Origin of the sequence: Kribbella sp. NPDC056345 (genome assembly GCF_042262745.1) — a bacterium.
In the GTDB taxonomy this organism is placed as follows: domain Bacteria; phylum Actinomycetota; class Actinomycetes; order Propionibacteriales; family Kribbellaceae; genus Kribbella.
In genome coordinates this window covers 212,364-234,948 of record NZ_JBHJQQ010000007.1, presented here as the reverse complement: position 1 = coordinate 234,948, position 22,585 = coordinate 212,364, and the positions used below count along the sequence as shown (strand labels likewise).

27 protein-coding genes are annotated in these 22,585 nt (G+C 68.4%); 11 read left to right on the top strand and 16 right to left on the bottom strand.

The window, feature by feature from the left end:
• Position 1 precedes the first annotated feature (1 nt).
• From ACFCV3_RS25355 to ACFCV3_RS25340, 4 genes are read right to left on the bottom strand one after another with little or no spacing between them, the layout of a single operon-like run.
• A complete protein-coding gene (locus ACFCV3_RS25355; RefSeq protein ID WP_376033757.1) occupies positions 2 to 910 on the bottom strand; it encodes a hypothetical protein in 909 nt (302 codons plus the stop codon).
• Positions 910 to 1,752, bottom strand: a complete 843-nt coding sequence (locus ACFCV3_RS25350; RefSeq protein ID WP_376033755.1) for a hypothetical protein — start codon at positions 1,750 to 1,752, stop codon at positions 910 to 912. Before ACFCV3_RS25350 ends, ACFCV3_RS25355 begins: the two co-directional genes overlap by 1 nt.
• 29 nt (positions 1,753 to 1,781) lie before the next feature.
• The gene (locus ACFCV3_RS25345) at positions 1,782 to 2,060 is read right to left on the bottom strand and encodes a conjugal transfer protein TrbC (RefSeq protein ID WP_132415651.1); all 279 of its coding nucleotides are present in this window, start codon (positions 2,058 to 2,060) and stop codon (positions 1,782 to 1,784) included.
• A gap of 14 nt (positions 2,061 to 2,074) precedes the next feature.
• Positions 2,075 to 2,692, bottom strand: a complete 618-nt coding sequence (locus tag ACFCV3_RS25340; RefSeq protein ID WP_376033753.1) for a DUF6668 family protein — start codon at positions 2,690 to 2,692, stop codon at positions 2,075 to 2,077.
• Between the two features lie 252 nt (positions 2,693 to 2,944).
• Between ACFCV3_RS25340 and ACFCV3_RS25335 the strand changes: the two genes are divergently transcribed.
• Together ACFCV3_RS25335 and ACFCV3_RS25330 are read left to right on the top strand one after the other, a co-directional pair.
• Positions 2,945 to 4,390, top strand: coding sequence for a hypothetical protein (locus ACFCV3_RS25335; RefSeq protein ID WP_376033751.1), 1,446 nt, complete (start codon positions 2,945 to 2,947; stop codon positions 4,388 to 4,390).
• On the top strand, positions 4,387 to 4,629 hold the full coding sequence (locus ACFCV3_RS25330; protein WP_376033749.1) for a hypothetical protein: 243 nt from the start codon (positions 4,387 to 4,389) through the stop codon (positions 4,627 to 4,629). Before ACFCV3_RS25335 ends, ACFCV3_RS25330 begins: the two co-directional genes overlap by 4 nt.
• 55 nt (positions 4,630 to 4,684) lie before the next feature.
• Here ACFCV3_RS25330 and rplI read toward each other — a convergent pair whose 3' ends face one another.
• From rplI to ACFCV3_RS25305, 5 genes are all read right to left on the bottom strand, one after another.
• Entirely contained in the window at positions 4,685 to 5,131 is a 447-nt protein-coding gene (gene rplI, locus ACFCV3_RS25325) for a 50S ribosomal protein L9 (protein ID WP_376033748.1), read from the bottom strand.
• Positions 5,132 to 5,145: 14 nt separating this feature from the next.
• Positions 5,146 to 5,379, bottom strand: a complete 234-nt coding sequence (gene rpsR / locus ACFCV3_RS25320) for a 30S ribosomal protein S18 (protein WP_012924539.1) — start codon at positions 5,377 to 5,379, stop codon at positions 5,146 to 5,148.
• A gap of 83 nt (positions 5,380 to 5,462) precedes the next feature.
• Positions 5,463 to 6,047: a single-stranded DNA-binding protein gene (locus ACFCV3_RS25315; RefSeq protein ID WP_376033746.1), complete on the bottom strand. Its 585-nt coding sequence runs from the start codon at positions 6,045 to 6,047 to the stop codon at positions 5,463 to 5,465.
• Between the two features lie 92 nt (positions 6,048 to 6,139).
• Positions 6,140 to 6,430 (bottom strand): 30S ribosomal protein S6, encoded by a 291-nt coding sequence (gene rpsF / locus ACFCV3_RS25310; RefSeq protein ID WP_132416259.1) that lies wholly within the window; start codon positions 6,428 to 6,430, stop codon positions 6,140 to 6,142.
• 211 nt (positions 6,431 to 6,641) lie between these two features.
• A complete protein-coding gene (locus ACFCV3_RS25305) occupies positions 6,642 to 7,301 on the bottom strand; it encodes a DUF4241 domain-containing protein (protein WP_376033744.1) in 660 nt (219 codons plus the stop codon).
• A gap of 59 nt (positions 7,302 to 7,360) precedes the next feature.
• Between ACFCV3_RS25305 and ACFCV3_RS25300 the strand changes: the two genes are divergently transcribed.
• Complete coding sequence (locus ACFCV3_RS25300) at positions 7,361 to 8,164, top strand: deoxyribonuclease IV (protein ID WP_376033742.1); 804 nt, start codon at positions 7,361 to 7,363, stop codon at positions 8,162 to 8,164.
• Here ACFCV3_RS25300 and ACFCV3_RS25295 read toward each other — a convergent pair whose 3' ends face one another.
• On the bottom strand, positions 8,165 to 8,584 hold the full coding sequence (locus ACFCV3_RS25295) for a hypothetical protein (protein ID WP_376033741.1): 420 nt from the start codon (positions 8,582 to 8,584) through the stop codon (positions 8,165 to 8,167).
• A 36-nt stretch (positions 8,585 to 8,620) separates the two neighbouring features.
• On the opposite strand from ACFCV3_RS25295, the gene ACFCV3_RS25290 reads away from it, so the two are divergent.
• On the top strand, positions 8,621 to 9,163 hold the full coding sequence (locus tag ACFCV3_RS25290; RefSeq protein WP_376033739.1) for an NUDIX domain-containing protein: 543 nt from the start codon (positions 8,621 to 8,623) through the stop codon (positions 9,161 to 9,163).
• Here the strand turns inward: ACFCV3_RS25290 and ACFCV3_RS25285 are convergent.
• Positions 9,132 to 10,340: an MFS transporter gene (locus ACFCV3_RS25285; RefSeq protein ID WP_376033737.1), complete on the bottom strand. Its 1,209-nt coding sequence runs from the start codon at positions 10,338 to 10,340 to the stop codon at positions 9,132 to 9,134. The genes ACFCV3_RS25290 and ACFCV3_RS25285 overlap by 32 nt on opposite strands.
• Before the next feature lie 93 nt (positions 10,341 to 10,433).
• On the opposite strand from ACFCV3_RS25285, the gene ACFCV3_RS25280 reads away from it, so the two are divergent.
• Positions 10,434 to 11,588 (top strand): alkaline phosphatase PhoX, encoded by a 1,155-nt coding sequence (locus ACFCV3_RS25280; protein ID WP_376033735.1) that lies wholly within the window; start codon positions 10,434 to 10,436, stop codon positions 11,586 to 11,588.
• A gap of 3 nt (positions 11,589 to 11,591) precedes the next feature.
• On the opposite strand, the gene ACFCV3_RS25275 is transcribed toward ACFCV3_RS25280, so the two are convergent.
• Complete coding sequence (locus ACFCV3_RS25275; protein ID WP_376033733.1) at positions 11,592 to 12,308, bottom strand: SDR family NAD(P)-dependent oxidoreductase; 717 nt, start codon at positions 12,306 to 12,308, stop codon at positions 11,592 to 11,594.
• 60 nt (positions 12,309 to 12,368) lie between these two features.
• On the opposite strand from ACFCV3_RS25275, the gene ACFCV3_RS25270 reads away from it, so the two are divergent.
• Positions 12,369 to 13,178, top strand: coding sequence for a hypothetical protein (locus ACFCV3_RS25270; protein ID WP_376033731.1), 810 nt, complete (start codon positions 12,369 to 12,371; stop codon positions 13,176 to 13,178).
• Here the strand turns inward: ACFCV3_RS25270 and ACFCV3_RS25265 are convergent.
• A complete protein-coding gene (locus ACFCV3_RS25265; RefSeq protein WP_376033730.1) occupies positions 13,166 to 13,732 on the bottom strand; it encodes a TetR/AcrR family transcriptional regulator in 567 nt (188 codons plus the stop codon). The two genes, ACFCV3_RS25270 and ACFCV3_RS25265, sit on opposite strands and share 13 nt — an antisense overlap.
• Before the next feature lie 120 nt (positions 13,733 to 13,852).
• Between ACFCV3_RS25265 and ACFCV3_RS25260 the strand changes: the two genes are divergently transcribed.
• From ACFCV3_RS25260 to ACFCV3_RS25250, 3 genes are read left to right on the top strand one after another with little or no spacing between them, the layout of a single operon-like run.
• Positions 13,853 to 14,764 (top strand): SDR family NAD(P)-dependent oxidoreductase, encoded by a 912-nt coding sequence (locus ACFCV3_RS25260; RefSeq protein WP_376033728.1) that lies wholly within the window; start codon positions 13,853 to 13,855, stop codon positions 14,762 to 14,764.
• Positions 14,765 to 14,819: 55 nt separating this feature from the next.
• On the top strand, positions 14,820 to 15,950 hold the full coding sequence (locus tag ACFCV3_RS25255) for a lipid II:glycine glycyltransferase FemX (RefSeq protein WP_376033726.1): 1,131 nt from the start codon (positions 14,820 to 14,822) through the stop codon (positions 15,948 to 15,950).
• Positions 15,951 to 15,954: 4 nt separating this feature from the next.
• Positions 15,955 to 16,956 (top strand): alanine racemase, encoded by a 1,002-nt coding sequence (locus ACFCV3_RS25250; RefSeq protein WP_376033724.1) that lies wholly within the window; start codon positions 15,955 to 15,957, stop codon positions 16,954 to 16,956.
• Here the strand turns inward: ACFCV3_RS25250 and ACFCV3_RS25245 are convergent, their stop codons facing one another.
• Positions 16,957 to 18,375 (bottom strand): amidohydrolase family protein, encoded by a 1,419-nt coding sequence (locus ACFCV3_RS25245; RefSeq protein WP_376033722.1) that lies wholly within the window; start codon positions 18,373 to 18,375, stop codon positions 16,957 to 16,959.
• Positions 18,376 to 18,503: 128 nt separating this feature from the next.
• On the opposite strand from ACFCV3_RS25245, the gene ACFCV3_RS25240 reads away from it, so the two are divergent.
• Complete coding sequence (locus ACFCV3_RS25240) at positions 18,504 to 19,226, top strand: methyltransferase domain-containing protein (protein WP_376033720.1); 723 nt, start codon at positions 18,504 to 18,506, stop codon at positions 19,224 to 19,226.
• Here ACFCV3_RS25240 and ACFCV3_RS25235 read toward each other — a convergent pair.
• Positions 19,194 to 20,408 carry an MFS transporter gene (locus ACFCV3_RS25235; RefSeq protein WP_376033718.1) on the bottom strand — a complete coding sequence of 405 codons (1,215 nt, stop codon included), beginning with the start codon at positions 20,406 to 20,408 and terminating at the stop codon, positions 19,194 to 19,196. The genes ACFCV3_RS25240 and ACFCV3_RS25235 overlap by 33 nt on opposite strands.
• Positions 20,409 to 20,525: 117 nt before the next feature.
• Here ACFCV3_RS25235 and ACFCV3_RS25230 point away from each other — a divergent pair, with 117 nt between their 5' ends.
• Positions 20,526 to 21,461: a LysR family transcriptional regulator gene (locus ACFCV3_RS25230; protein ID WP_376033716.1), complete on the top strand. Its 936-nt coding sequence runs from the start codon at positions 20,526 to 20,528 to the stop codon at positions 21,459 to 21,461.
• On the opposite strand, the gene ACFCV3_RS25225 is transcribed toward ACFCV3_RS25230, so the two are convergent.
• On the bottom strand, positions 21,415 to 22,560 hold the full coding sequence (locus ACFCV3_RS25225) for an NAD-dependent epimerase/dehydratase family protein (RefSeq protein WP_376033714.1): 1,146 nt from the start codon (positions 22,558 to 22,560) through the stop codon (positions 21,415 to 21,417). The genes ACFCV3_RS25230 and ACFCV3_RS25225 overlap by 47 nt on opposite strands.
• Positions 22,561 to 22,585 lie beyond the last annotated feature (25 nt).

Below are 22,585 nucleotides of genomic sequence, written 5' to 3'. Positions count from 1 at the left end.
ATCAGGACGTCTTCGGCGAGACGAAACGGAGGATGGCCGGTAGCGCGACCACGGCGAGCAGCATCATGGTGATGCCCATCATGAGGTTCATCAGCTCAGGTGCTCCCTTTTCCGCCGTCACCCCTTCAGGGACGGCGGGCGTGGAGATCATCGTGATGGCGGCCGCGTAGATCAGCGCGGCCACGGGTTTGTAGATGATGAAGCCGCCCAGCCAGGCCAGTGATCGCTTGAACCACATCATCCCCACTTCGGTGTTCGTGGCCGCGGCGGTCAGTGGGAAGATCCCGACCAGCAGGATCAGCATCCCGTATCTGACGATCATCAGCGCGAGCTGGATGATCGCCGTGATCACCATCAGGATCCCGATGAAGATCACCAGGGCGAAGCCCAGTAACTCCCCGGGGTCCTTGAGTGGATCGACCATCGTCAGCGTGAGCTCTTTGGCGAAGTCGTGGTCGTTGGCGGCCAGCGCGCGGCCGATGATCCACGACGAGAACTGGTCGGAGGCGTTGATCAGGGTCGAGGTGACGAACAGCAGACCGGCGTTCACCACGACCATCGTGAGCAGCGCCTTGAGGATGTCGCGCAGCGGCTCGCCGCGGTGCGAGACCGCCATCTGGATCGCGCCGATGATGACCGCGATGGTGGCCACCGCGATCATGATGTACGTCGTTCGTCCGTGCACCCACCAGACCGTGCCGCTCTGGCCGATGTCCGGGGTCTTGATGTAGATCCACAGGAAGCCGACTGCCTTCATCACCGCCTCGACGGCCGCGATGATCACGTCGGCGATTGCCTTGAGCAACAACTTGAAGATCGGCGTCAGCGTCCGTTGGACCACTTCGCCGAGGAATTCCTCGACACAGTCGTCCCAGTCCCAGGGCGCCAGCGAACATCCGAGGACGATCATCAGGCCCCCTGGAATCCGACGTAGCTCTCCAGTGAGCCGAGCAGGTCAGGCTCGGTGCTGCCGTTGAAGCTGCCGTCGGCCTGCAGCTTGCCCTTCCAGTCCTTGCCGGTCCAGACCATGGTGACCGGCAGCGCGCCGACGGTTCGCTCGTCGAAGCGGACGGCGATCGAGATGATCGCCCGGTCCGGCTCGTAGTCGACCACCTTGAAGCCGGCGAACTGACCCCCGCGACTCTCGTCCCGCGGAGTCGGGGTGGCCCGGTTCTGCGCGACGGCGGCGTCCCGGCCCGGTCCCGGAGCGATCCGGGTGGCCAGCACGTCGGCGGTCAGCGCGGGGTTCTTGATCTGGGCCAGCAGCACGAACGTCGCGAACACCGCGCCGGTCGGCGAGTGTGCGAAACAGGAGCGCACGCCGTTGCGGTCCATCGCGGCCGGCCCGGCCTGTTGCTGGAGCGGGAACAGCAGGTCGCCCTCGAACTGCCAGGTGACACCCACCGGTGCCACCCGCGGAATCCCCTGGGGCGGCTTGGCGGTCTTGCAGCCACCACTCCCGAGGACCGGGGGCTTGGGCGTCGGCGTACTGGTGGTGGTGGGATCGGGTGTCGCGGGCGGCCCGGTCGGCTCCTCGGTGGGTGCACCGGTCGGATCGGTCACCGTCGGCACCGGCGTCGGGGACGGCTGTGCCTCAGGTGTCGTGTCCCGGGTGAACACCCAGAGCAGCGCACAGATCACCACTGCGCCGAGGATGACGGCGCCGGCGACGAACCCCCGCTCCTGCCAGAAGCCGGTCGATTCGTCACCGCCGTCGTCGTCGGAGCCGGAACTCCTGCTGAACAGCCCCACCGTCGATCAGACTCCCGTCGGAGACGCTGTCAGTTGCCCTGGAGCGCGCCGACGAGCAGCGACGCGGAACCGATCACGATGCAGGCCGCCAGCACCCATCCGAGCCGGGCGGCGTGCTCGCCACCCTCACCACGGCGCTGACCGACCGCCATCATCGCGCCGGCGATCAGGATGCCCAGGACGCAGATGGTGAAGGCGATCCAGCGCACCCAGTCGATGACGAGATCGAGCTTCTCCGCACCCGGAGGCCGCTGGCCGCCGAGCGGGAGCAAGGAGGGAACCTCCGAGATCAGGTGTGCCAACATCATCGAAGTACAGCCTTTCAGTACGGGGCGGGATAGTCCGCTGGGTTGGACGCGCGAAGAGCGTAGATGGATTCAAGAACTTCGAAAACCTCGTCAGGGGTGTTCTCGGGCGTGGGAACCTCCCCTCTGCGCCACTCCTCGATCCAGGGAAGTTCCCAGACTCTGGGGACGCCGCCGCCGACGATGTCGGCGAAGTCGTCGAGCACCCGGGGCAGCCGGCCCGGGGCGTCCGCGATCAGTACCAGGCCGAGCACGGCCACACCCTGCACGACACCGGAGGCCCACTCGGTCGCCGCCCGCTGGGCAGCGCGCAGACCGAACCCGTTCGTCCGGGCGACCAGGATGACCGGGGTCGGCACCGGTGGCGGCGGGATCGGCCAGCGGTGATTGGCCGCGCGGGTCCCCGGCAGCAGCTGCGCCATCGTGGACTCGCCGGCGCCGCCGTGCGCGCCGACCCACCACAGCGTGTCGGCCGCCGGGATCGCGAACTTCGGCAACCGCTGGTCCTCCGCGGGCGCCGGAACACCGTGCTGGGGCGCGGACGGACCCCGCGGCGTCAGGTTCGCAGCCTGGGCGGGTCCCGGCGCCGGACCCGGTTCCGGCTGTTGTTGCCGGGTCCACGGATTCTGCGTCATGAGACCTCCTCTCCCGCTGCGTCACTGGCTGCCGCCCACAGTATTGTCTCGCTTTCCGGGTGTACGTTCGTGACCCATCCACAGGCGAGGATGTTTCTACCCCCTTGTCGGGGTCAGTGGAGCCGGCGGCTCCACGGGGTTTCTGCCTGCCGGAAGTCTCCTGGCATGCCTTCGGGTGCGGGGGACATGCTAGAACGAGTGCGTCGGCTCCGGATGAACGAGGGAGATCTGTGGCGGGAATGAGAGGTCATCGTGGCTGAGAAGATCCCGTCCTGGCCAAAGGTCACGATTCGGCTTTACGACGACCACAACGCCGAGGTCAAGATCGCAGGTCGCGGTCACCCGGTCAACCACCACGATCCGCGGCAGGCCGCGATCGCGTTGGTGGCCGAGCGCGCGGCGCAACTCGGCCGGGCGATGAAGGCGACCGCGGTCGAGGCCGACGGCACGTCCTGGCCACTGATCATCCACCCCGACGGTGAGGTCGAGGCCGTTCAGGCGCAGACCCGCAAGCGCGGTGGTGGCGGGGGCGGCGGAGGTGGCGGTGGCGGCAACGCGCAAAAGCCGATCTGGCCGATCATCGTCGCGTTCGTCATGGCCGGTGTGCTGATCTTCGGCACCGTTCTGTACTTGCAGGTCTTCCGCAAGTCGGGCGGCGCTCCGGTCGCGAAGACCGAGCCGGGCAAGCTGCCACCGCTGCCCGAGCCGAGTGTCGCTCCGGACCAGTTCTCCGCCCGCCCGGTGCCGCCGGGCTGGTCGGCCAAGGCCGACTGGTCGGTCGACATCGCGGCGAACACGACGCCGGCGGTGTCACCGGACGGCAGCGAGGTGGCGGTCCTGACCTCCGACCACAAGGTCGCGGTCTTCAACAGCGACGGCAAGGTGCAGTGGCAGGACAAGGTGCCGAACGGCGCGGAGAGCCCGGTCTACACGACCATCGACGGCAAGCCGGTGCTGGCCGTCGCATCCGAGGACACCTTGTACTACTGGCCCGGTGGCGGCGCCGAGGCGATCGAGATCGAGCTCCCGAACTCGTCAGCCGTCCAGTTCTTCGGTACGTCGCCCCTCGTCGACCTGGCCGGTGATGCCGGCGCCAGCGTGGTGACCGGCAGCGAGCTGAAGGCGGTCCCGAACCAGCCGCGACTGTCGACCGTGCTGCTTGCCCAAGGCACCAAGGCACTGATCGCCCGGTACGCCGGACCGTTGTACTGGAGCGAGCCGGGCAAGGACCTTCAGGAGGTCGAACTCAAGAAGCCGGGTGGCGGCAAGGACATCGAGCGGGTGGTTGCCGCAAGCCCGGAGCTGGTCCTGACGTTCTACACCAACGGCAAGAAGGACGAGGTGATCCCCACCGTGCAGTCGACCGCGACCGGTGCGGTCGTCGCCACCTGCCGCGCCCAGAACGTGAACGATGCCCAGAACTGGCAGTGGCTGCCGGACCCGAGCCGGAAGATCGCGGCCTGGGGCGCGTGCCTGATCAACTTCAGCAACGGCCGCACCTCGATCCAGCCGAACTTCCGCCCGTACTCGATCACCGGAACGACGATCTTCGGTACGACGGGCAGCAACCTGATCGCCATCACACCAGGCGGCAAGCCGACCACCCTGCCCACCGACACCGCACGCCCGTGGGGTATCGCCGGCAGCCACGCGATCATCCTGCACGACTCCGTCGTCTACGCCCTGGCCAAGAAGTGAAGCGCCTCCTGACCACCGCTGTCACAGGCCTGCTGGCCGCGGCCGCCTGCCTGACCCCGGCAGCAGCCACCGAGGACGACCCAACCCCAGCGAAGTACCCAGAGATCCAGCGCCCGGCCACCGGCGGCAACACCGGAGATCCACTGCCGGTGCGCTACCCCCGAATCGAAAAGCCCGGCGCCGTCGGCGGCGACGAAGACCCCAAACCCCCACGCTGGCCCGCCCCCAAAGCAGGCTGAATGCACGAAGGCCCGCGTTCCCTGAGGGGGACGCGGGCCTTTGTGTGGGGCTGGGTCAGGCAGCGGTTACTTCGAGGCGGACCGTGGCGGCCACCTCGGGGTGCAGCTGGACCGAGACCTGGTGCTTGCCGGTGGTCTTGATCGGCGACGCGATCGAAATCGCGCGCTTCTCGACCAGCGGGCCGCCGGCGGCCTTGATGGCACCGGCGACGTCGGCCGGGGTCACCGAACCGAACAGGCGGCCGGTGTCGCCGGCCTTGACGCCCAGCGTGACAGCGAGCTGCTCGAGCTGGTTCTTGACCTCGCTCGCGTGCTCCTTGCCCTGGATCGCCCGGGCATCACGCGCCCGCTTGATCGACTGAATCTGCTTCTCGGCGCCCCGCGTCCAGCCGAGGGCCAGACCGCGCGGAACCAGGTAGTTACGGCCGTAGCCGTCCTTGACCTCAACGATGTCGCCGGGGGCTCCGAGGCCCTCGACCTCCTGCTGCAGAATGAGCTTCATGTGTCGGACCTCCCTCAGCGAGCGGTGCTCGTGTAGGGCAGCAGAGCCACCTCACGAGCGTTCTTGATAGCGGTGGCCACGTCGCGCTGGTGCTGCACGCAGTTCCCGGTCACCCGGCGGGCGCGGATCTTGCCGCGGTCCGAGATGAACTTGCGCAGCAGCGCGGTGTCCTTGTAGTCGACGTACGTCGCCTTGTCCTTGCAGAAGCCGCAAACCTTCTTCTTCGGCTTCCGAATGATCTTGGCCATTGTGGTGCTCTCTTCCTACTTCCAGAGCCCGGCACGGATGCCGGAATGGTCTGTCTTTCGAAGTTGAAACCCGGAGGACCGGATCAGAACGGGGGCTCCTCCATCGAGCCGCCGCCCTGGCTGGCCCAGGGGTCGTTCTGCGGAGCGGCCTGACCGCCGCCGCCACCGCCTTGCGGGGTCGCCCAGGGGTCGTTCTGCGGGGCGCCGCCACCTTGGCCGCCGCCACCGAAGTTGCCGCCACCCTGAGGAGCGCCACCGCCACCACCGAAGTTGCCGCCGCCACCTTCGCCGCCGGGACCCGACCGCATGGCCTTGGTCACCTTGGCGGTGGCGCTGCGCAGACTCGGACCGACCTCGTCGACGTCGATCTCGAAGACCGTGCGCTTCTGGCCCTCACGGTCGTCGTACGAACGCGACTTCAGCCGGCCCTGCACGATCACGCGCATTCCGCGCTGCAGCGACTCGGCCACGTTCTCCGCGGCCTGGCGCCAGACGGAACAACTCAGGAACAGCGATTCGCCGTCCTTCCATTCACCGGACTGCCGGTCGTACGTCCGTGGGGTCGACGCGATCCGGAAGTTCGCGACGGCCGCACCGGACGGCGTGAACCGGAGCTCCGGATCGTCGACAAGGTTGCCGACCAGTGTGACGACGGTTTCGCCTGCCATTGCCGTTCCTCCTGCATTCGGGTGTGACTGTGTCTACAGCTATTGGTACCGGCTGGTGCCGACAGTACCGATGGCTGCTGACGACCCCAGGGTCAGTGCTGGTCCGGCCGGATGACCTTGGTGCGGAGGATCGACTCGTTCAGCGTGAGCTGACGGTCGAGCTCCTTCACCACCGCGGGCTCCGCGGTCAGGTCGATGACGGCATAGATGCCTTCGGCCTTCTTCTTGACGTCGTACGCAAGCTTGCGGCGGCCCCAGATGTCGAGCTTCTCGACGGTGCCACCCTCCTTGCGGACGATGTTCAGGTACGTGTCGATGGACGGTTCGACCGTGCGCTCGTCGAGCTCCGGGTCGAGAATCACCATGACTTCATAACGACGCATGCGCGAACTCCACCTCCTTCGGACTTTGGCGGCCACGGTCTTTCCGTGGCAGGAGGGCGATGCGATTGCACTTCACATCGGCACTTGCCGCCGATGCCAAGCAACGAGCCCGGTCGATGGACCGGGCCACATCCAAAGAATACCAGCGTTCGGACAGCGGATTGACCATATCCACAGGGCAACGTACGCCGTCGTCCTCACTGCCGGTTGGTCAGTCGTCACTCTCCGGACCCACGACCAGCAGGTCGATATGGATCCCGAGCGTGCTCCCGTCCGCGGCCACCGTCCGCACCACCGGATACGCACCGTCACCCCAGCCGGAGTGTGCGAGGACGAGATTCTCACCCTCCGTGGCCAGCGGCAGCACGATGTTCGCGCAGCCCTCGCGCAGGTGGTCGGGCGAGTCCATCAGCGCGAACCAGCTCTGGTCGCTGTCGTTCTCGAAGAGGTCCTCGTACCAGTCGCCCTCGGGCATCAGGGTCCGGACCGCCTCGGCGTCCGCGAAGGCGACCGTGCCCGCGTCCACCGGGACCAGCCAGAACTCGTCCTCGCCGAGCTCCTCGTCCCCACTCGTCGCAGCCTCGACCCCAGCCACCTCACCCTCGGCAAGTCGCACCGACAGGTAGGCCTCGCGCAGGTGACTCCCGTCCTGGGCATCGGACACGTCCGCCACGGTCACGAACACCGGATAGTCCCCCGGCGGTACGTCGACAACCGGCCCCTCGCCCAGCGTCACGAACGGGTCCGAGGCCTCAAGCCGCCCACTCGGCACCCGCAGCACACCGAGCTCGTGGACAGTCAGGGACCACGTACGACGGTCGACCTCGACGGGACCGGGACGCAGGGCACGGAACAAGCTCGGAGTGATCACCAAGCCAGCGTAGGCCCGGCTGGTCGAGAACTGTCGGACGACAGTTCTAGGGTGGATGCATGAGCTTGAAGCTTGGTGCACATGTGGACCAGGAGGACCCGCTGGCCGAGGCGGCCGATCGGGGTGCCGACCTGGTGCAGTTCTTCCTGGGCAATCCGCAGGACTACAAGGCGCCGAAGGTGGCGTATGCCGACGGCGAGGAGGCGCTGCGGGAGCGGGCCGCCGCGGCCGGCGTCGATCTGTACGTGCACGCGCCGTACCGGCTGAACGTGGCGAACACGAACAACCGGATCCGGATCCCGAGCCGCAAGCTGCTCCAGCAGACGCTCGACAAGGCGGCCGAGATCGACGTCAAGGGCGTCATCGTGCACGGCGGGCACGTCGGTGACGACGACGACCCGGAGGCCGGTTTCGACAACTGGCGCAAGTGCATCGAGCGCGCCGAGCTACCGGTCCCGCTGCTGATCGAGAACACGGCCGGCGGTGAGAACGCGATGGCCCGCCAGCTGGAGCGGATCGAGCGGCTCTGGGAGGCCGTCCAGGCGTCCGGCAACGACCGCCTGGAGAACGTCGGCTTCTGCCTCGACACCTGCCACTTCCACGCGGCCGGTGAGGAGCTGCCGTCGATCGTCGAGAAGGTGCTGGCGATCACCGGCCGGATCGATCTGGTGCATGCGAACGGTTCCCGCGACGAGTTCGGCTCGGGTGCCGACCGGCACGCCAACTTCGAGGACGGGCACATCGACCCGGCGCACATCGTCGCCGTCGTCGAGGCCGCCGGTGCGCCGGTCGTGGTCGAGACGCCGAACGCCGATCACGGTCAGAAGACCGACATCGACTACCTGCGCTCACACCTCAACTAGCTACTCGCTCTTCTCCGTCGTGAGGTGGTAGAGCCAGTAGGCGATACCGAAGGGCAGCAGCAGCCCGAGCGTCGTGGTGGTGCGCGGCGGAATCAGTACGCCGACCAGCACCGCCGCCACGAACAGGATCGTCATCGCCTGGAACAGGTCGAGCCGGCCGTACAGGCGGTGGTGCAGATCTGTGCGCTCCAGGGCGCAGAGCGCGTAGATGCCGGCCAGGATCAGCACGAGCAACGTCATCACGATCAGGCCGAGTACGGCGAGCGCGTCGAGGCCGTCCGTCCCGCTCAGGCTGTGCGAGTACTGGAACGCGCCGATCAGCACCGTGACCGCCGCGCACACCCAGAACAGACTCTTCGGGCTCTGCTTGGCCGGCCCGGGATCGGGTTCGGCGTCGGGCTCAGGTTCTGCTGGGGCCATGGCGGCGACGGTAGCGCACCGAAGGACAATGGGCCGATGCAGACCGAGGAAACCTGGGCCGAACAATTCCCCGAGCTCTTCGCTCCCGGCCACTGGGCCTGGGGTGAGCTCGATGTCCGGTTCACGGTCGAGGAGCCGGCCGACGAGTTGATCAGCAACGTGCACGTGATCTGCCGGACCGCGGGCGGGATCGTTGTCTGTGGCAACGACCTCGGCTGGCGCTTCCTGCCCGGCGGGACCCGCGAGCCGGGCGAGACGATCGAGCAGCTCGTGAACCGTGAGCTGCTCGAGGAGGCCGGTGCCCGGCTGACCGGCCCGATGACCTGGGTCGGCGCTCACCGCGCCGACCACCGCCGCCCAGCGCCGTACCGGCCGCATCTCCCGCACCCACTGTCGTACTGGGCCAATGTCGTCGCGGACGTCGTCATCGAGCAGGAGCCGACGAACCCCGAGGACGGCGAGCAAGTCACGCAGGTGCTCGTCCTGCCGCCGAACGAGGCCGCTGCCTGGCTAGAGGAGCAGTCGGACGGCGTGATGGGCCCGGTGGTCAGACTGGCGCTGGCAATGGGGCTGGTTTAGCGGAGCGCCACGGCAGGACGAACGCACTGAGCAGTGCGATCGCACCGCCGACGTACATGACACCGCGCAGTCCCAGTACGGCGGTCATCAGCCCGCCGACCGCCATGAACGCGGGCTGCACACAGCGCGAGGTGATCGACCACGACGTCAGCACCCGCGCCATGTAGCGGTCCTCGGTCACCTCCATCCGGTACGTCGCGAACGACGGGTTGAACGCACCGGCCGCCACCAGCAGCGCGGTCTCGGCAACCAGCAGCCAGACGAACCCCGCCATACCGGATGGAGCCAGCGGGAGCAGTAGCGTCCACGGGGCCCGCAGTACGCCGAACCACAGCAGCATCCGGTGCAGTCCGAACCGGCGGGTGAGCGCAGGCGCGAGCCAGGCGCCGAGCACGCCGCCGAGGCAGGAGACGCCCAGGAACACGCCGTAGCTCCACGGTGCCAGGTGGAGGTCGCGCAGCATGAACACGGTCAGCAGCGGCGAGATCATCATCAGCGGCCCACCGAAGAGCTGCGAGTTCCAGAACAGGACCGCCAGGCCGCGGTTCGCGAAGATGTACTTCCAGCCGGCGCCGAGGTCGCGCTTGCCGGCGTCCTCGACGGGAGCAGGCTCCGGCTGCTGGATCCGCCTGATGCCGAAGGCCGACAGCAGGAACGACACCGCGTCCACCACCAGGGTCAGCGTCGCACCGACCAGGCTGACGAGAGCACCACCGATCGCCGGCCCTGCACTCATGGTCAGCCAGAAGACCTGCTCGAACTTGCCGTTCGCCTCGGCGCGTCCTTCAGGCCCGACCAGTGCCTTGAGGTGCGCGCCGCTCGCGCTCGTGAACCCGATCAGCGCTGCCGACTGCAGGACGCCGACCACACACAGCTGTGGATAACTCAGCACACCGAAGGCTGCGGCGATCGGCACGCTCACCAGCGCCCCGAACCGAAGGACGTCGGCCGCGATCATCACCGGCCGCTTCCGTCGCCGTTCGATGAAGTCGCCCATCGGCAACGCGAGCACCGCGGCAGCCAGCGCCGAGACGGCGGCCAGCATCGACACCTGCAAGGTGCTGACGTCGAGCACCAGTACGGCGATCAGCGGCAGCGCGCCGTACCCGATCCCGGACCCCAAGGCACTGACCGTGTAGGCAAACCACAACCGCTGAAAGTCCCGACCCAAAGACACCCGGCGATCGTAGGAGGACCCACCGACAGAAAGACGCCGTTCACGTCCAGCCGCTTGACTGTGGGAATCATCCACGCCCCGGGAGGACTCACCATGGACCGTCGGACCTTTCTTCGCGCTGCCGTGATCGGCACCTCCACGTCTGTCGCCTTCAGCTTCAGCGTGGCACCGCAGGCACTCGCCTTCCCCGCCCAGACCGGCACCAGCCCGTACGGCGGTCTGCGGCCGGCCGACGCGAACGGCCTGCTGCTCCCGACCGGGTTCACCAGTCGCGTGCTGGCGCGGTCGACGCAGACTGTGCCCGGCACCAGCTACACGTGGCACGGCGCTCCCGATGGCGGTGCGTGCTTCGCCGACGGCACCGGCTGGATCTACGTGTCGAACTCGGAGCTGAGCAGCGGCACCGGCGGAGCCAGCGCGCTGCGCTTCAACAGCAGCGGCTCGGTCACCGGCGCGTACCGCATCCTCTCCGGGACCACGCGCAACTGCTCCGGCGGTGCAACCCCGTGGGGCACCTGGCTGTCCGGTGAGGAGACCGACCTCGGCTACATCTGGGAGACCGACCCGAAGGGCGCGACAGCCGCCGTACGGCGTCCTGCGCTCGGCCGGTTCTCGCACGAGGCCGCGGCGGTCGACCCGGACCGGCGCGTGATCTACCTGACCGAGGACGAGACGAGCGGCGGCTTCTACCGCTTCGTCCCCACCACCTGGGGCGACCTGTCCGCGGGAACCTTGCAGGTGCTGCGCGAGTCCGGCAGCACGCTGTCCTGGGTGACGGTCCCGGACCCCGATGGCAGCCCCACCCGGACCCGCAGGCAGGTGTCCGGCATGAAGGTGTTCAACGGTGGCGAGGGTTGCTACTACCGCAACGGCACCTGCTTCTTCACCACCAAGGGCGACAACCGGGTCTGGGCGTACAACGCGGTGAACAACACGATCGCCATCGCGTACGACGACAACCTCACCTCGAACCCGCCGCTCACCGGCGTGGACAACATCACCGCCGCGGCCGTCGGTGACCTGTACGTCGCCGAGGACGGCGGCAACATGGAGATCTGCATCATCACGCCGAACGACATCGTCGCCCCGTTCCTCCGGGTGAGCGGCCAGTCCGGTTCCGAGCTCTGCGGTGTCGCCTTCAACCCGGCCGGCAACCGGCTCTACTTCTCCTCGCAGCGCGGCACCAGCGGTTCGTCCAGCGGCGGCATCACTTACGAGGTCACGGGCCCGTTCCGCACCAGCTTGTGAGGCTCAGCGCAGGTTCAGACCACCGTCGAGCAGGACCACCTCGCCGGTGATGTAACTGTTGTGGACAAGCGCTGAAATCAGATCGGCGACGTCCGCCGGCTGGGCACCACGACGCATCGGGCTCGAGGTTTTCCACAGCTCCTGAGCGTCGGTCCAGTCGGCGGTCATCGGCGTATCCACAAGTCCAGGGGCGACTGCGTTCACCCGCACCTCTGGTCCGAGCGCGGCCGCCAGCAACTTGGTGACATGGTTCAGAGCGGCCTTGCTGGCGGCGTACGCGATCGAACTCCCCTTGGGCCGAACGCCGGCATGACTGGTCACGTTCACCACGCAACCGGTCGATTCGCGCAGCGCTGGCAAGGCCGCCGTACACAACAACCAGGGCGCGATCAGGTTGACGTCGAGCACCCGCCGCCAGTCCGCGGCGGTCAGCCCGTCCAGCTCGGCATGCGGTACCGGCCAACTGATCCCCGCGTTGTTCACCAGTACGTCGAGTCGCCCGTGGACGGCCAGCACCTCCGGCACCAACCCCTGCGCCGCATCGTCATCGGCCAGGTCGGCCTGGTGATACGACCCACCCAGCTCCGCCGCGAGCGCCGTACCGGCCTCCCGGCTGACCCGCGAGTGTACGGCCACCGTGAACCCGTCCGCTGCCAGCCGCCGAGCCACCCCGGCCCCGATTCCCGATACCGACCCCGTCACCAACGCCACCTTCGCCATCCACCCACCCTAGAAAATCGATAGGCTCCAGCTCCGCCTCCGCCGCCCGAAAGGTCGGGAATGAACACCACTTCCTTTCTCATCGCGGTCGCCGGGATCGCGGTCGCCGCGCTCGGCGCCGTCCTGCTCACGCGGACCCGGAAGCAGCAGGTGCGAGAGGAGGTCGGCCACGCGGCCCACGTCCTCGCCCAGTTCCAGGAGCCGGCGACCTTCCCCGGCACCCGGCGGAAGAGGCCCGATCCGGAAGCCGAGAGCGAGCCGATCGACGTAGGTGAGGCCGAGCGCAACTCGGGTGACGAAGGCGAGCCCGAGCCGGCCCAGCAGGACATCCCGGAACCCATCGCTCCCACCCAATGGCCTCCACCCAGCGGGGCCAATGCCTGGGGCGCCCAGGGGCAGGCCTACCCGTGGCCTCCCCGTTACGATCCGGTCCCCGAGCCGTTGGACTTCGCGGAGCTGGCCCGGACGTCCCGGCAGGAGGCTGAGATCTACCTGCAGCATCACCGGCTCGCGCTCAAGCACCACGCCGCCTACCAGCAGGCGTCGCTGTGGTCGGGTGTGCTCGGGTTCGCGATCGTGCTCCTCGGCGGCGTCCTCACGTACGTCGCCGGATTCGACGTCGGCGTGGTCACCGCACTCGCCGGTGCGATTCCGTCCGTCGCGTCAGGCCTGCTGTTCCATCAGGCCAACCTCGTCGCCGACCGTGCGGCGGAGAACCTGCGTGGTCTCGAGATCAGCGTCCGCCGGTTCAACTCGATCCAGGCCGCCAAGGAAATCGCCGACCAGATCGCCGACGTACCGACCCGCAACCGCATGTACGAGCTGATCGGGCAGCACCTGCTCTTCCCCGGCCTGGATCAGGCGCCGTAGCGGAGGCCGTCCAGGAGGAGGTCGAGCAGACGGCCGGCTTGGTCGCGACGGTCGCCGGCGGCCAGGGCCACGCCGCTGAGGCTCATCAGGACGTCGTCCGCGGAGATGTCGGAGCGGAGCTCGCCCGAGGCGATGCCGGCGGCGAGGAGCGGTTCGATCGCGCCGACCAGGAGCTCGAGGCTGTGGTCGTACGGGTTGGCGCCCGTGGCGATGATGGCGCGCAGGGCGTCGGCCATCCCCATCTTGGTGTGCAGGTAGTCGGCGAAGCGGTCCATCCAGGCGCGCAGGGCCTCGGCGGGCGGGAGCTTGTCGAGCAGCTCGGGGGCGGCCTCGCAGACGGTCGCCAGCTCCTTGCGGTACGCCGCCTCGATCAGTGCCTCGCGGGTCGGGAAGTGCCGGTAGAGCGTGCCGATGCCGACGCCGGCGTCTTTGGCGATGCCCTCGAGCGTCGCCTCCAGCCCGCACTTCGCGAACGCCCGGGCGGCCGCGGCCAGCACCTGGTCGCGGTTGCGCTGCGCGTCGGCCCGTAACGGCCGCGCCTTCGACTCCGTCATCTCTCCCCCTTCCGAACCCGAAACCTAGCGGACTTGATATCCGGAGGCGCCTCCGCTTAACTGGATCTATCCGGAGGCTCCTCCGGATCAACAGTAGCTCGCAGAACGGGACGGACCCTGATGAGCAGAATCACCACCCCCTTCGGATACACCTCCACGGCGGCCGAGGTGCTCGCCGGTGTCGACCTGACCGGCCGCCGGGCCGTCGTCACCGGCGGCGCCTCCGGCATCGGCGTCGAGACGGTCCGGGCGCTGGCCGGGGCCGGTGCCGAGGTCACGCTGACCGCCCGCGACAAGGTCGTCGGCGAGCGGGTCGCCGCCGGAATCATCGACTCGACCGGCAACAGCCATGTGTACGTCGCTCCGCTCGAGCTGGCCGACCGCGAATCCGTGCGCGCCTTCGCCGCCAACTGGGACGGCCCGCTGCACATCCTGATCAACAACGCCGGCGTGATGGCCGAACCACTGAACCGCACTCCCGAGGGCTGGGAGCACCAGTTCGCGACCAACCATCTCGGCCACTTCGGCCTCGCGCTCGGCCTGTACGACGCCCTGGCCGCGGCCGGCGGCGCTCGGATCGTCTCGGTCAGCTCGAGTGCGCATCTCTGGTCCGACATCCACTTCGACGACATCCACTTCGAGAACCGCCCGTACGACGAGTGGGCGGCGTACGGGCAGTCCAAGACGGCGAACATCCTGTTCGCGGTCGAGGCGGCCAAGCGGTGGGCGAGTGCCGGAATCACCGCGAACGCCGTGATGCCGGGTGGAATCCGGACCGCGCTGCAGCGCCACCTGGCCGCCGAAACCCTGCAGCAATGGGACGACTTCCCCTGGAAGACGCCCGAGCAGGGCGCATCCACCTCGGCCCTGCTGGCCGGGTCCCCGCTGCTCGACGGCGTGACCGGTCTGTACTTCGAGGACAACAACGAGGCGCTGCCCAACGTGCAGGGCGAGAACACGGGCGTCGCGCCGTACGCACTCGATCCGGAGTCTGCCACTCGGTTGTGGGAGCTGTCCGAGCGGCTGGTTTGATCACGGGACCGGCTCAGCTGGGGTTCCTCAGGCTGGGCCGGTAACCTGACCGACCGTGAGTGACTTGAGCATCCGGATCATCTCGGCCGACGAACACGCCGCCTATCTCGCGGCGCGTCCGTCGGCCAGCTTCTTACAGACGCCTGGCTGGGCGGCGGTGAAAAGCGAGTGGAAGGCCGAGTCACTGGGCTGGTACGAACCGGCCAACCCGGCGGAGCTGGTCGGCGTCGGCCTGGTGCTGTACCGGCAGATGCCGAAGGTGAAGCGCTACCTGGCCTACCTGCCCGAGGGTCCGGTGGTCGACTGGGACGCGATCGACCTGGGCCGCTACCTGCGGCCGCTGGCCGCGCACGCAGCGGCACAGGGTGCGTTCGGGATCCGGATGGGTCCGCCGGTCCCGACCCGGCGCTGGAGCGCCAAGACCATCAAGGACGCGATCGCCGGCGGGCAGCAGCCGCGGCTCGGCGATGTCCGCCCCGACGTGATCGAGCCGTCGGGCGCAACGGTCGCGAACCAGCTGCGCGCGCTGGGCTGGAAGGCCCCGCGCGTCGGCGAGGGCTTCGCGGCCGGGCAGCCGCAGTACGTGTTCCAGGTCCCGCTGGCCGGTCGCGGCCCGGACGACCTGCTGAAGAACATGAACCAGCTCTGGCGGCGCAACATCAAGAAGGCCGACAAGATGGGTGTCGAGGTCTCGCAGGGCGGACCCGAGGACCTGAAGGCCTTCCACCAGCTGTACGTCGAGACGGCCGAGCGGGACCATTTCACCCCGCGGCCGCTGCCGTACTTCGAGAAGATGTACTCGGCGATGGCGAACCAGCCCGCCGGCTGCTGTGACTTCCGGGTCTACAACGCCCATCACGAGGGCGATCTGGTCGCTTCGACGATCTGGATCCGGGTCGGCGGTCATTCGTGGTACTCCTACGGTGCCAGCTCGACCGCCAAGCGGGACGTGCGCGGATCGAACGCGATCCAGTGGCGCATGATGTCGGACGCACTCGCAGCGGGTGCGACCGTGTACGACCTACGGGGCATCACCGACACCTTGGATCCGAACGACCCGCACGTCGGGCTGATCCAGTTCAAGGTCGGCACCGGCGGCGAGGCCGTCGAGTACGTCGGTGAGTGGGATCTGCCGTTGAACAAGGCGCTCTACACCGCATTCGACCTCTACATGAGACGGCGTTGACACCATGCCCCTGACCCTGCACGTCGATTCCGATCGATGGCGCGATCACCTCCGTTCCACGTGGAACCCCGATATCGTCCCGGTGGCCAAGGGCAACGGGTACGGGTTCGGCAACCATCGGCTGATCGCGGAGTCGCGCGCCCTCGGTGCCCGCACGGTCGCCGTCGGCACCTACTTCGAGGTGCCCGCCGACCCGCGGGAGGACGTCGTCGTCCTGACCCCGTGGCGGCCGTTCCTGGAGATGTCGCACAGCAAGAACGTGATCCACACGGTCAGCCGGCTGGCCGACCTGGTCTCGATCCCGGCCGGCAGCCGGGTGCTGATCGAGGTTCAGACGTCGATGCGCCGGCACGGGATCGGCGCCCGCGAGCTGCGGCACACGATGCTGCTGAACGCGCTCGACCGGATCCGTTTCGAGGGCTGGTCGCTGCACTTCCCGATGGGCGCCGGCGGTACGTCGGCCAACGTCCGCGAGGCAGCCAACCTGGCCAAGGCGGCCACCGACGTACGGCGGGGCGCGCTGTGGGTGTCGCACGTCCCGGCGCAGAAGCTCGGTGACATCGGCGAGAACGTGAAGCTCCGGATGGGTACGGCGCTCTGGCTCGGCGACCGTGGTGCGCTCACGGTCCGCGCGACCGTGCTCGACGTGCACTCGGTCCGTCGTGGTGAGCGGGTCGGCTACCGGCAGCGCCGGGTCAGCGGGGACGGCCACATCCTGGTCGTGTCCGGTGGCACCGCGCACGGCGTCGGTCTGGAGGCCCCGACCGCGGCGGCCACCGTCCGCCAGCGCGCCATCGCGATGGCGAAGGGCAGCCTCGACGCGGCCGGGATGGCACTCTCGCCGTTCACCATCGAGGGCAAGCAGCGCTGGTTCGCCGAGCCGCCGCACATGCAGGCCAGCATGCTCTTCCTCCCGTCGGCGGTGGCGCCCCCCGCGGTCGGCGACACGATCGGCGTCGACGTCCGCTTCACCACCACCTCGTTCGACCGGGTCTCGATGGACTAGTTACCGGCCCAGGAGTACGTCGATGCGGTCGCTGGCCGCGTCGGCGTCGCGGATCACCTTGGCGGTGTCGACGCCGGTCAGGTGGCCGTCGCGCTTGACGGCGACGCCGTTCACGAAGACCCACTGGACGTTGACGGGCTGGGCGTTGAAGACGAGCTGGCTGACCCAGTTGCCGTTGGGAGCGAAGTTGAGGGCCTGCGGGTTGATGATCTGCAGGTCCGCCTTCTTACCCGGCGTCAGCGAGCCGATCTCCTTGTCGATGCCGAGCGCCTCGGCGCCGCCCAGGGTGGCCATCCGCAGTACGTCGGCGGGCTGCGGGTAGCGGGTCGGGTCCATCGCGGTCGCCCGCTGGAGGCCTACCGCGGCGCGCATGTCGTTGAACATGTCGGTGGTGTCGTTGGTCCCGCCGTCGATGCCGAGACCGACCTTGATTCCGCGCTCGGCCATCGCGGGCAGCCGGATGACGCCGGAGGCCAGGCGCATGTTGGAGAGCGGGTTGTGCGCGACCCGGATGTCGTTGGCCGCCAGCTCGTCGAGCTCCGCGTCGGTCATCTGGACGGCGTGGTTCATCAGCAGACCGGGCCGGATGGCACCGACCTTGCGCAGCGCCTCCATCTGGCCGGTGGCCGGGTCGGTCTTCGACTCGTGCACGTGCACGTTCAGAGCGACGCCGAGCTCCTTGGCCAGGTTCTCCGCGGCGGTGGTGTTGGGAAGGTTCTGCATGGTCGGGTGCGTGCCGACCTGCAGGTTCGCCAGCGGGTTCGGGTCGATGACCTCCTTCTTCACCCGGCGGATCTCGTCGAGCGTGGCCGGCTTGGTGTTGGCCGTGTAGGAGAAGAAGAAGCGCAGCTTCGAGTCCGCGAGGGCCTTCAGGCTGCCGTTCGCGAAGTCGGCGGAGAAGCTGTGCGACCAGTCGGTCGTGGTGGTGATGCCGGTGCCGATCGCGTCCAGGGCGGAGAGCCTGGTGCCGGCGTACCCCTCGGCGTACGACGGCTGGTTGCCGTACAGCGGGAGCACACACTCGGCGAGCCAGCCGTTGAGCTCCTTGTCGGTGGCACAACCGCGGATCAGCGACTGCCAGGTATGCGTGTGCAGGTCGACGAAGCCGGGCATGACGATCTTGCCGCGGCCGTCGATCACCCGCGCGCCGGCGGTACCAGGCAGGTCCTTGCCGACAGCGGTGATGGTGTTCTTGGTCATCAGTACGTCGGCATCCTGCAGCATGCCGAGCGCACCCTGGCCGACGGCCGGATCCATCGTGAGGACCATCGACGCATCGCGGATCAGCACCTTCGCGGTGCCGTCGTAGCCGGTCGCATCGAGCTGGTCGGTTCCGTTGAGTTGGTTGGCCCCCAAGGGCACGGCGAGACCGGCCAGCATGGTGAAGCCAAGAGCGAGAGCGCGGCGCCTGGTGAACATGGCGAGAACCTCGATCTGAGAGAGGGAGCGGGCGCCCGAACCTAACTCCTGGCAGGTTCTGCGCCCCACTCTTTTCCAGCTCGATCGAATCTTGACTTCAGGTGCACCTGAAGTTGCACGGTAGGCCCATGGGGTTTCTGGAACGGATCGAGGAGCGGCCCGGAGCCGCTGAGCTGCGCGCCGAGTCGTACCGGCTGCTCGGGCTGAAGCGTGGCGCGAGCGTGGTCGACGTGGGCTGTGGTGCCGGGCATGCCGCCGAGGAGCTGGCGGCCAAGCGGCTGAAGGTGACCGGGCTGGATCCCGACCCGGACGCGGTCGAGGCGGCCCGGACCCGGGTCCCGGGGGCAATGTTTCACGTGGCACGCTCCGACGACCTCCCGCTCGCCGACGAGTCGATGGACGGCTACCGCGCCCTGCGACTCTTCCACCTGCTCGACGACCCGGTTCCGACGATCCTCGAGGCCTATCGGGTGCTGCGGCCCGGCGGGCGGATCGTTGTCGGCGGTCAGGACTACGGGTTCCTGCTGATCGACAGTTCCGATCAGGACCTGACCGACGTCATCCTGCTCGGACTCGAATCCCGCTCGGTCGCGCCCCGCGCCGTACGGAATCTTCGCGATCTTCTCCTCGACGCCGGCTTCCAGGACCCCGAGGTCGTCGTCCACAACGATGTCGTCACCGACCACGCCACGATGGCGCCGCAGCTCGCGGCAGCCGCGACCGCAGCCGTCGACAAGGCCCTGATCACTCGGGACGATGCCGACGGCTGGCTGGCCGAGCAGCAGGCGCGCGGCCGCAAGAACCGCTTCCTCGCGGTCCTACCGACGCTGCTCGTCGGCGCTCGCCGTTAGCGCGGCGGCGACCACGCCCACCGACAACACGATCGCGAGACCGATCATCGACGGCAGCAGCGCGGCGTACCGAATGAGCACACTGAACCCGATCGACGGGAGGCCCATGCCGAGGTAAGCGACGACGAAGAACACCGCGAGGACGCCTGCCCGCGACGCCGGCTGCGCGGCGATGACCGTCTCGGCCACGGCGCCCTTGAACAGCAGCCCCGCACCGGCACCGGACAGCGCGGCGCCGGCAAGCAACACCCAGAGCGCAGGCCGATGGAGCGCCACGACGGTCACGACCAGACCGGCCGGGTAGAGCACGGATCCGATCAGCAACACCCGCGTGCGTGCGAGCCGGCCGACCGCAAGCTGGGCGACCGCCGACGCGGCGAACGTGACGAAGGGCGCGAGCGCAGCGAGGAAGTACGACGTGATCCCGAGCTCGCCGCGGACGATGATCGCCCCGAGCGACGAGAACAACCCCATCACCGCGAACGCCAGCGCCCCCAAGGCGGCCGCCGCAACGAAGGTCCGCCGCTGCCCGTCCCGCAGCGCGAACCGCACCGGCCGATCCTGGTCGGCCAGCTCGGTGTCGACGGTCTCCGGGCTGGTCAGCACGAGGAGGAGCAGGAGCGACATCAGTACGCCGAACACGACGTACGACGTGCGCAGTGGCGCCGGTCCCCATTGGCCGAGGACACCGGCCACGAGGGGACCGATCGCGAGCCCGCCCAGGTTGGAAGCAGTCGCGACCAAGGCCGGGAACGAGGATCCAGCCCGGTCCGGCCGCGCTTCGCGGTACAGATCGGTGAGGTACGTCGTCGCCGTGGTCGCCATCAGCCCGATCGCGACCCCGGTCAGCACCCGCCCGATGAGTAGCGCGGGCAGTTGCGGCCAGATCGCGAGGATCATGTCCGCCGCGATCCCAGTCAGCAGCGCGGGCAGGATGATGCGGCGGCGGCCGAGCCGGTCGGACAGATGCCCGAGCGCCAGCAGCGCACCGGCTGCGCCGACCACCATCGCGGCGAAGGCGACGGTCACCGTCGTCGCGCCGAAGTGGTCGCGGGCTTGGTAGAGCGGCCACAACGGCGTCGGCACCGTGCCGAACGCCATCAGGGTCACGAAGGCCGCGGCGACGAACCAGAAGCCGGTCAGGTGCCGGCCGCCCGTGCGCAGCGGTGTTGCGATGCTCATCAGAAACCTCTCGTCGTTGAGTCTTCATCCATCTGAACTCAGGACTGCCGACGAGCGATAGCAGCTCTGGTGGGACTGGTTGAGATAGTTTCCATCTGCTGGAGAGATACTGGAAGCATGGAACTCCGGCATCTGCGCCATTTCGTCGCGCTCGCCGAGGAGCGCAGCTTCACGACGGCCGCTCAGCGCGAGCACATCGTCCAGTCGGGGCTGTCGACCTCGATCCGGGCGCTGGAGAAGGACGTCGGCGCGCTGCTGTTCGTCCGCGGTACCCGGCCGATCCGGCTGACCGCCGAAGGCGAGGCCTTGGTGCCGTCGGCCCGCCGGACGCTCGAGGCGGCGGCCGCGGCCAGGCAGACGGTCCAGGAGGTGCACGGCGTGCTGGCCGGGCGGCTACGGATCGGCGCGCTGCAGAGCACCGGGCACACGCTCCCGTTCGCGAGCTGGCTCGCCGAGTTCTCGCTGGCGCATCCGCGGGTGGAGATCGTGGTCCGGTTCCAGGCGGCCTCGGAGATGCTCGGGCGGGTCATCGACGGCAGCCTGGACATCGCGTTGGCCGCGCTGATCGAGGACGATCCGCCCGGAGTGGACGTCGTACCGCTGCTGGCCGAGCCGCTGATGGTGGCCTGCCCAGCCGGCCATCCACTCACGCGCTTGCCAGCAGCCAGGCTGGATCAGTTGCTGGACGAGCGCTTCGTCGAGGCTCCGCCGGAATGGTCGATCCGGGCGGTCATCGACGAGGCGTTCGCGTCGGCCGGTCTGCAGCGTCAGGTCGCGATCGAGGTGAACGAGTGGAGCATGGCGCTCGACCTGATCGCGGCCGGGGCGGGAATCGCGCTCGTCCCGCAGGGCCTCGACTTCGCGCTGCATCCACGCTCGACCGACACGATCCAGCTGGTGCCGTTGGCCGGCGTCCAGCTGGAACGGCGGGTCGACCTGTTGCTGCCGAGCGGTCATGCCGCGACGCCCGCGGCCCGCCGGTTCGCGGAGCTGGTTCGCTCGAAGGTCAGCTCAGCTGCCAGCGAACCGTTGGCAGCAAGGCCGAAGGGCTGACTCGGTCCTTGTTGACGGCGACGATGCCGAACATCGACTCGATCAGGGTGTCCGACAACAGATGCGGCTGCAGACCGAGGCCGACCAGGCCGGTGTGTTTGACGTTGTAGTAGTGCTCGGACTGCTCGACCCGCGGGTTGTCCAGGTGGTCGACCTGGACCGGGCCGGGGAAACACTCCGCGACCTTGTCGGCGAGCTGACGGACCGAGTAGCTCTCGGTCATCTGGTTGAAGACCCGGAACTCACCGGCGTCGGCCGGGTTCTCGACTGCGAGCCGGATGCACTCGACGGTGTCCCGGATGTCCAGGAATCCCCGGGTCTGCCCACCCACGCCGTACACGGTCAGTGGCTCGCCGAGCACAGCCTGGATGACGAAGCGGTTGAGCACGGTGCCGAAGACGGCGTCGTAGTCGAACCTGGTCGCCAGCCGCGGATCGAGCACGGTTTGGTCGGTCTGCTGACCGTAGACCACGCCCTGGTTGAGATCAGTGACACGCAGCCCCCAGACCCGGCAGCCGAACTCGAGGTTGTGCGAGTCGTGCACCTTGCTCAGGTGGTAGAACGAGCCCGGCTTCTTCGGATAGAGCATCCGGTCGGTGCGCCCGTTGTGCGTGACGTCGAGCCAGCCTTCCTCGATGTCGATGTTCGGCGTGCCGTACTCCCCCATCGTGCCGAGCTTGACCAGGTGGATCTCCGGGTTGATCTCAGCGACGGCGTACATCAGGTTCAGTGTCCCGATCACGTTGTTCTGCTGGGTGTACACGGCGTGCTGCCGGTCGATCATCGAGTACGGCGCCGCCCGTTGCTCGGCGAAATGCACGATCGCGTCCGGCGCGAACTCCCGCACCACCTCGAAGACGAAGTCCGGGTCGAGCAGATCACCGGCGTACGGCGTGATGCTCCGCCCCGACACCTGCTGCCAGACGGCGACTCTGGTGTCCAGGTCCTCGATCGGGACCAGACTCTGCACGCCCAGCTCACGGTCGTAACCGCGGCGGGCGAAGTTGTCCAGAACCGCAAGCTCGTGACCACGGTCGGACAGGTGTAACGCGGTCGGCCACCCCAGGTAGCCGTCACCGCCCAGGACGAGTACGCGCACTGCGCTCGCCGCCTTCCGTCAGGGG

Bases quoted from the DNA above. Each gene is read 5' to 3' on its own strand.
- rplI (WP_376033748.1), bottom strand. From the start codon at position 5,131: ATGAAGCTCATTCTGCAGCAGGAGGTCGAGGGCCTCGGAGCCCCCGGC.
- ACFCV3_RS25265 (WP_376033730.1), bottom strand. From the start codon at position 13,732: ATGACGGAGTCGAAGGCGCGGCCGTTACGGGCCGACGCGCAGCGCAAC.
- ACFCV3_RS25235 (WP_376033718.1), bottom strand. From the start codon at position 20,408: ATGAGCATCGCAACACCGCTGCGCACGGGCGGCCGGCACCTGACCGGC.
- ACFCV3_RS25295 (WP_376033741.1), bottom strand. From the start codon at position 8,584: ATGGCCCCAGCAGAACCTGAGCCCGACGCCGAACCCGATCCCGGGCCG.
- ACFCV3_RS25355 (WP_376033757.1), bottom strand. From the start codon at position 910: ATGATCGTCCTCGGATGTTCGCTGGCGCCCTGGGACTGGGACGACTGT.
- ACFCV3_RS25260 (WP_376033728.1), top strand. From the start codon at position 13,853: ATGAGCAGAATCACCACCCCCTTCGGATACACCTCCACGGCGGCCGAG.
- ACFCV3_RS25290 (WP_376033739.1), top strand. From the start codon at position 8,621: ATGCAGACCGAGGAAACCTGGGCCGAACAATTCCCCGAGCTCTTCGCT.
- ACFCV3_RS25250 (WP_376033724.1), top strand. From the start codon at position 15,955: ATGCCCCTGACCCTGCACGTCGATTCCGATCGATGGCGCGATCACCTC.
- ACFCV3_RS25240 (WP_376033720.1), top strand. From the start codon at position 18,504: ATGGGGTTTCTGGAACGGATCGAGGAGCGGCCCGGAGCCGCTGAGCTG.
- ACFCV3_RS25315 (WP_376033746.1), bottom strand. From the start codon at position 6,047: ATGGCAGGCGAAACCGTCGTCACACTGGTCGGCAACCTTGTCGACGAT.
- ACFCV3_RS25245 (WP_376033722.1), bottom strand. From the start codon at position 18,375: ATGTTCACCAGGCGCCGCGCTCTCGCTCTTGGCTTCACCATGCTGGCC.
- ACFCV3_RS25275 (WP_376033733.1), bottom strand. From the start codon at position 12,308: ATGGCGAAGGTGGCGTTGGTGACGGGGTCGGTATCGGGAATCGGGGCC.
- ACFCV3_RS25340 (WP_376033753.1), bottom strand. From the start codon at position 2,692: ATGACGCAGAATCCGTGGACCCGGCAACAACAGCCGGAACCGGGTCCG.
- ACFCV3_RS25230 (WP_376033716.1), top strand. From the start codon at position 20,526: ATGGAACTCCGGCATCTGCGCCATTTCGTCGCGCTCGCCGAGGAGCGC.
- ACFCV3_RS25280 (WP_376033735.1), top strand. From the start codon at position 10,434: ATGGACCGTCGGACCTTTCTTCGCGCTGCCGTGATCGGCACCTCCACG.
- rpsR (WP_012924539.1), bottom strand. From the start codon at position 5,379: ATGGCCAAGATCATTCGGAAGCCGAAGAAGAAGGTTTGCGGCTTCTGC.
- ACFCV3_RS25300 (WP_376033742.1), top strand. From the start codon at position 7,361: ATGAGCTTGAAGCTTGGTGCACATGTGGACCAGGAGGACCCGCTGGCC.
- ACFCV3_RS25345 (WP_132415651.1), bottom strand. From the start codon at position 2,060: ATGATGTTGGCACACCTGATCTCGGAGGTTCCCTCCTTGCTCCCGCTC.
- rpsF (WP_132416259.1), bottom strand. From the start codon at position 6,430: ATGCGTCGTTATGAAGTCATGGTGATTCTCGACCCGGAGCTCGACGAG.
- ACFCV3_RS25270 (WP_376033731.1), top strand. From the start codon at position 12,369: ATGAACACCACTTCCTTTCTCATCGCGGTCGCCGGGATCGCGGTCGCC.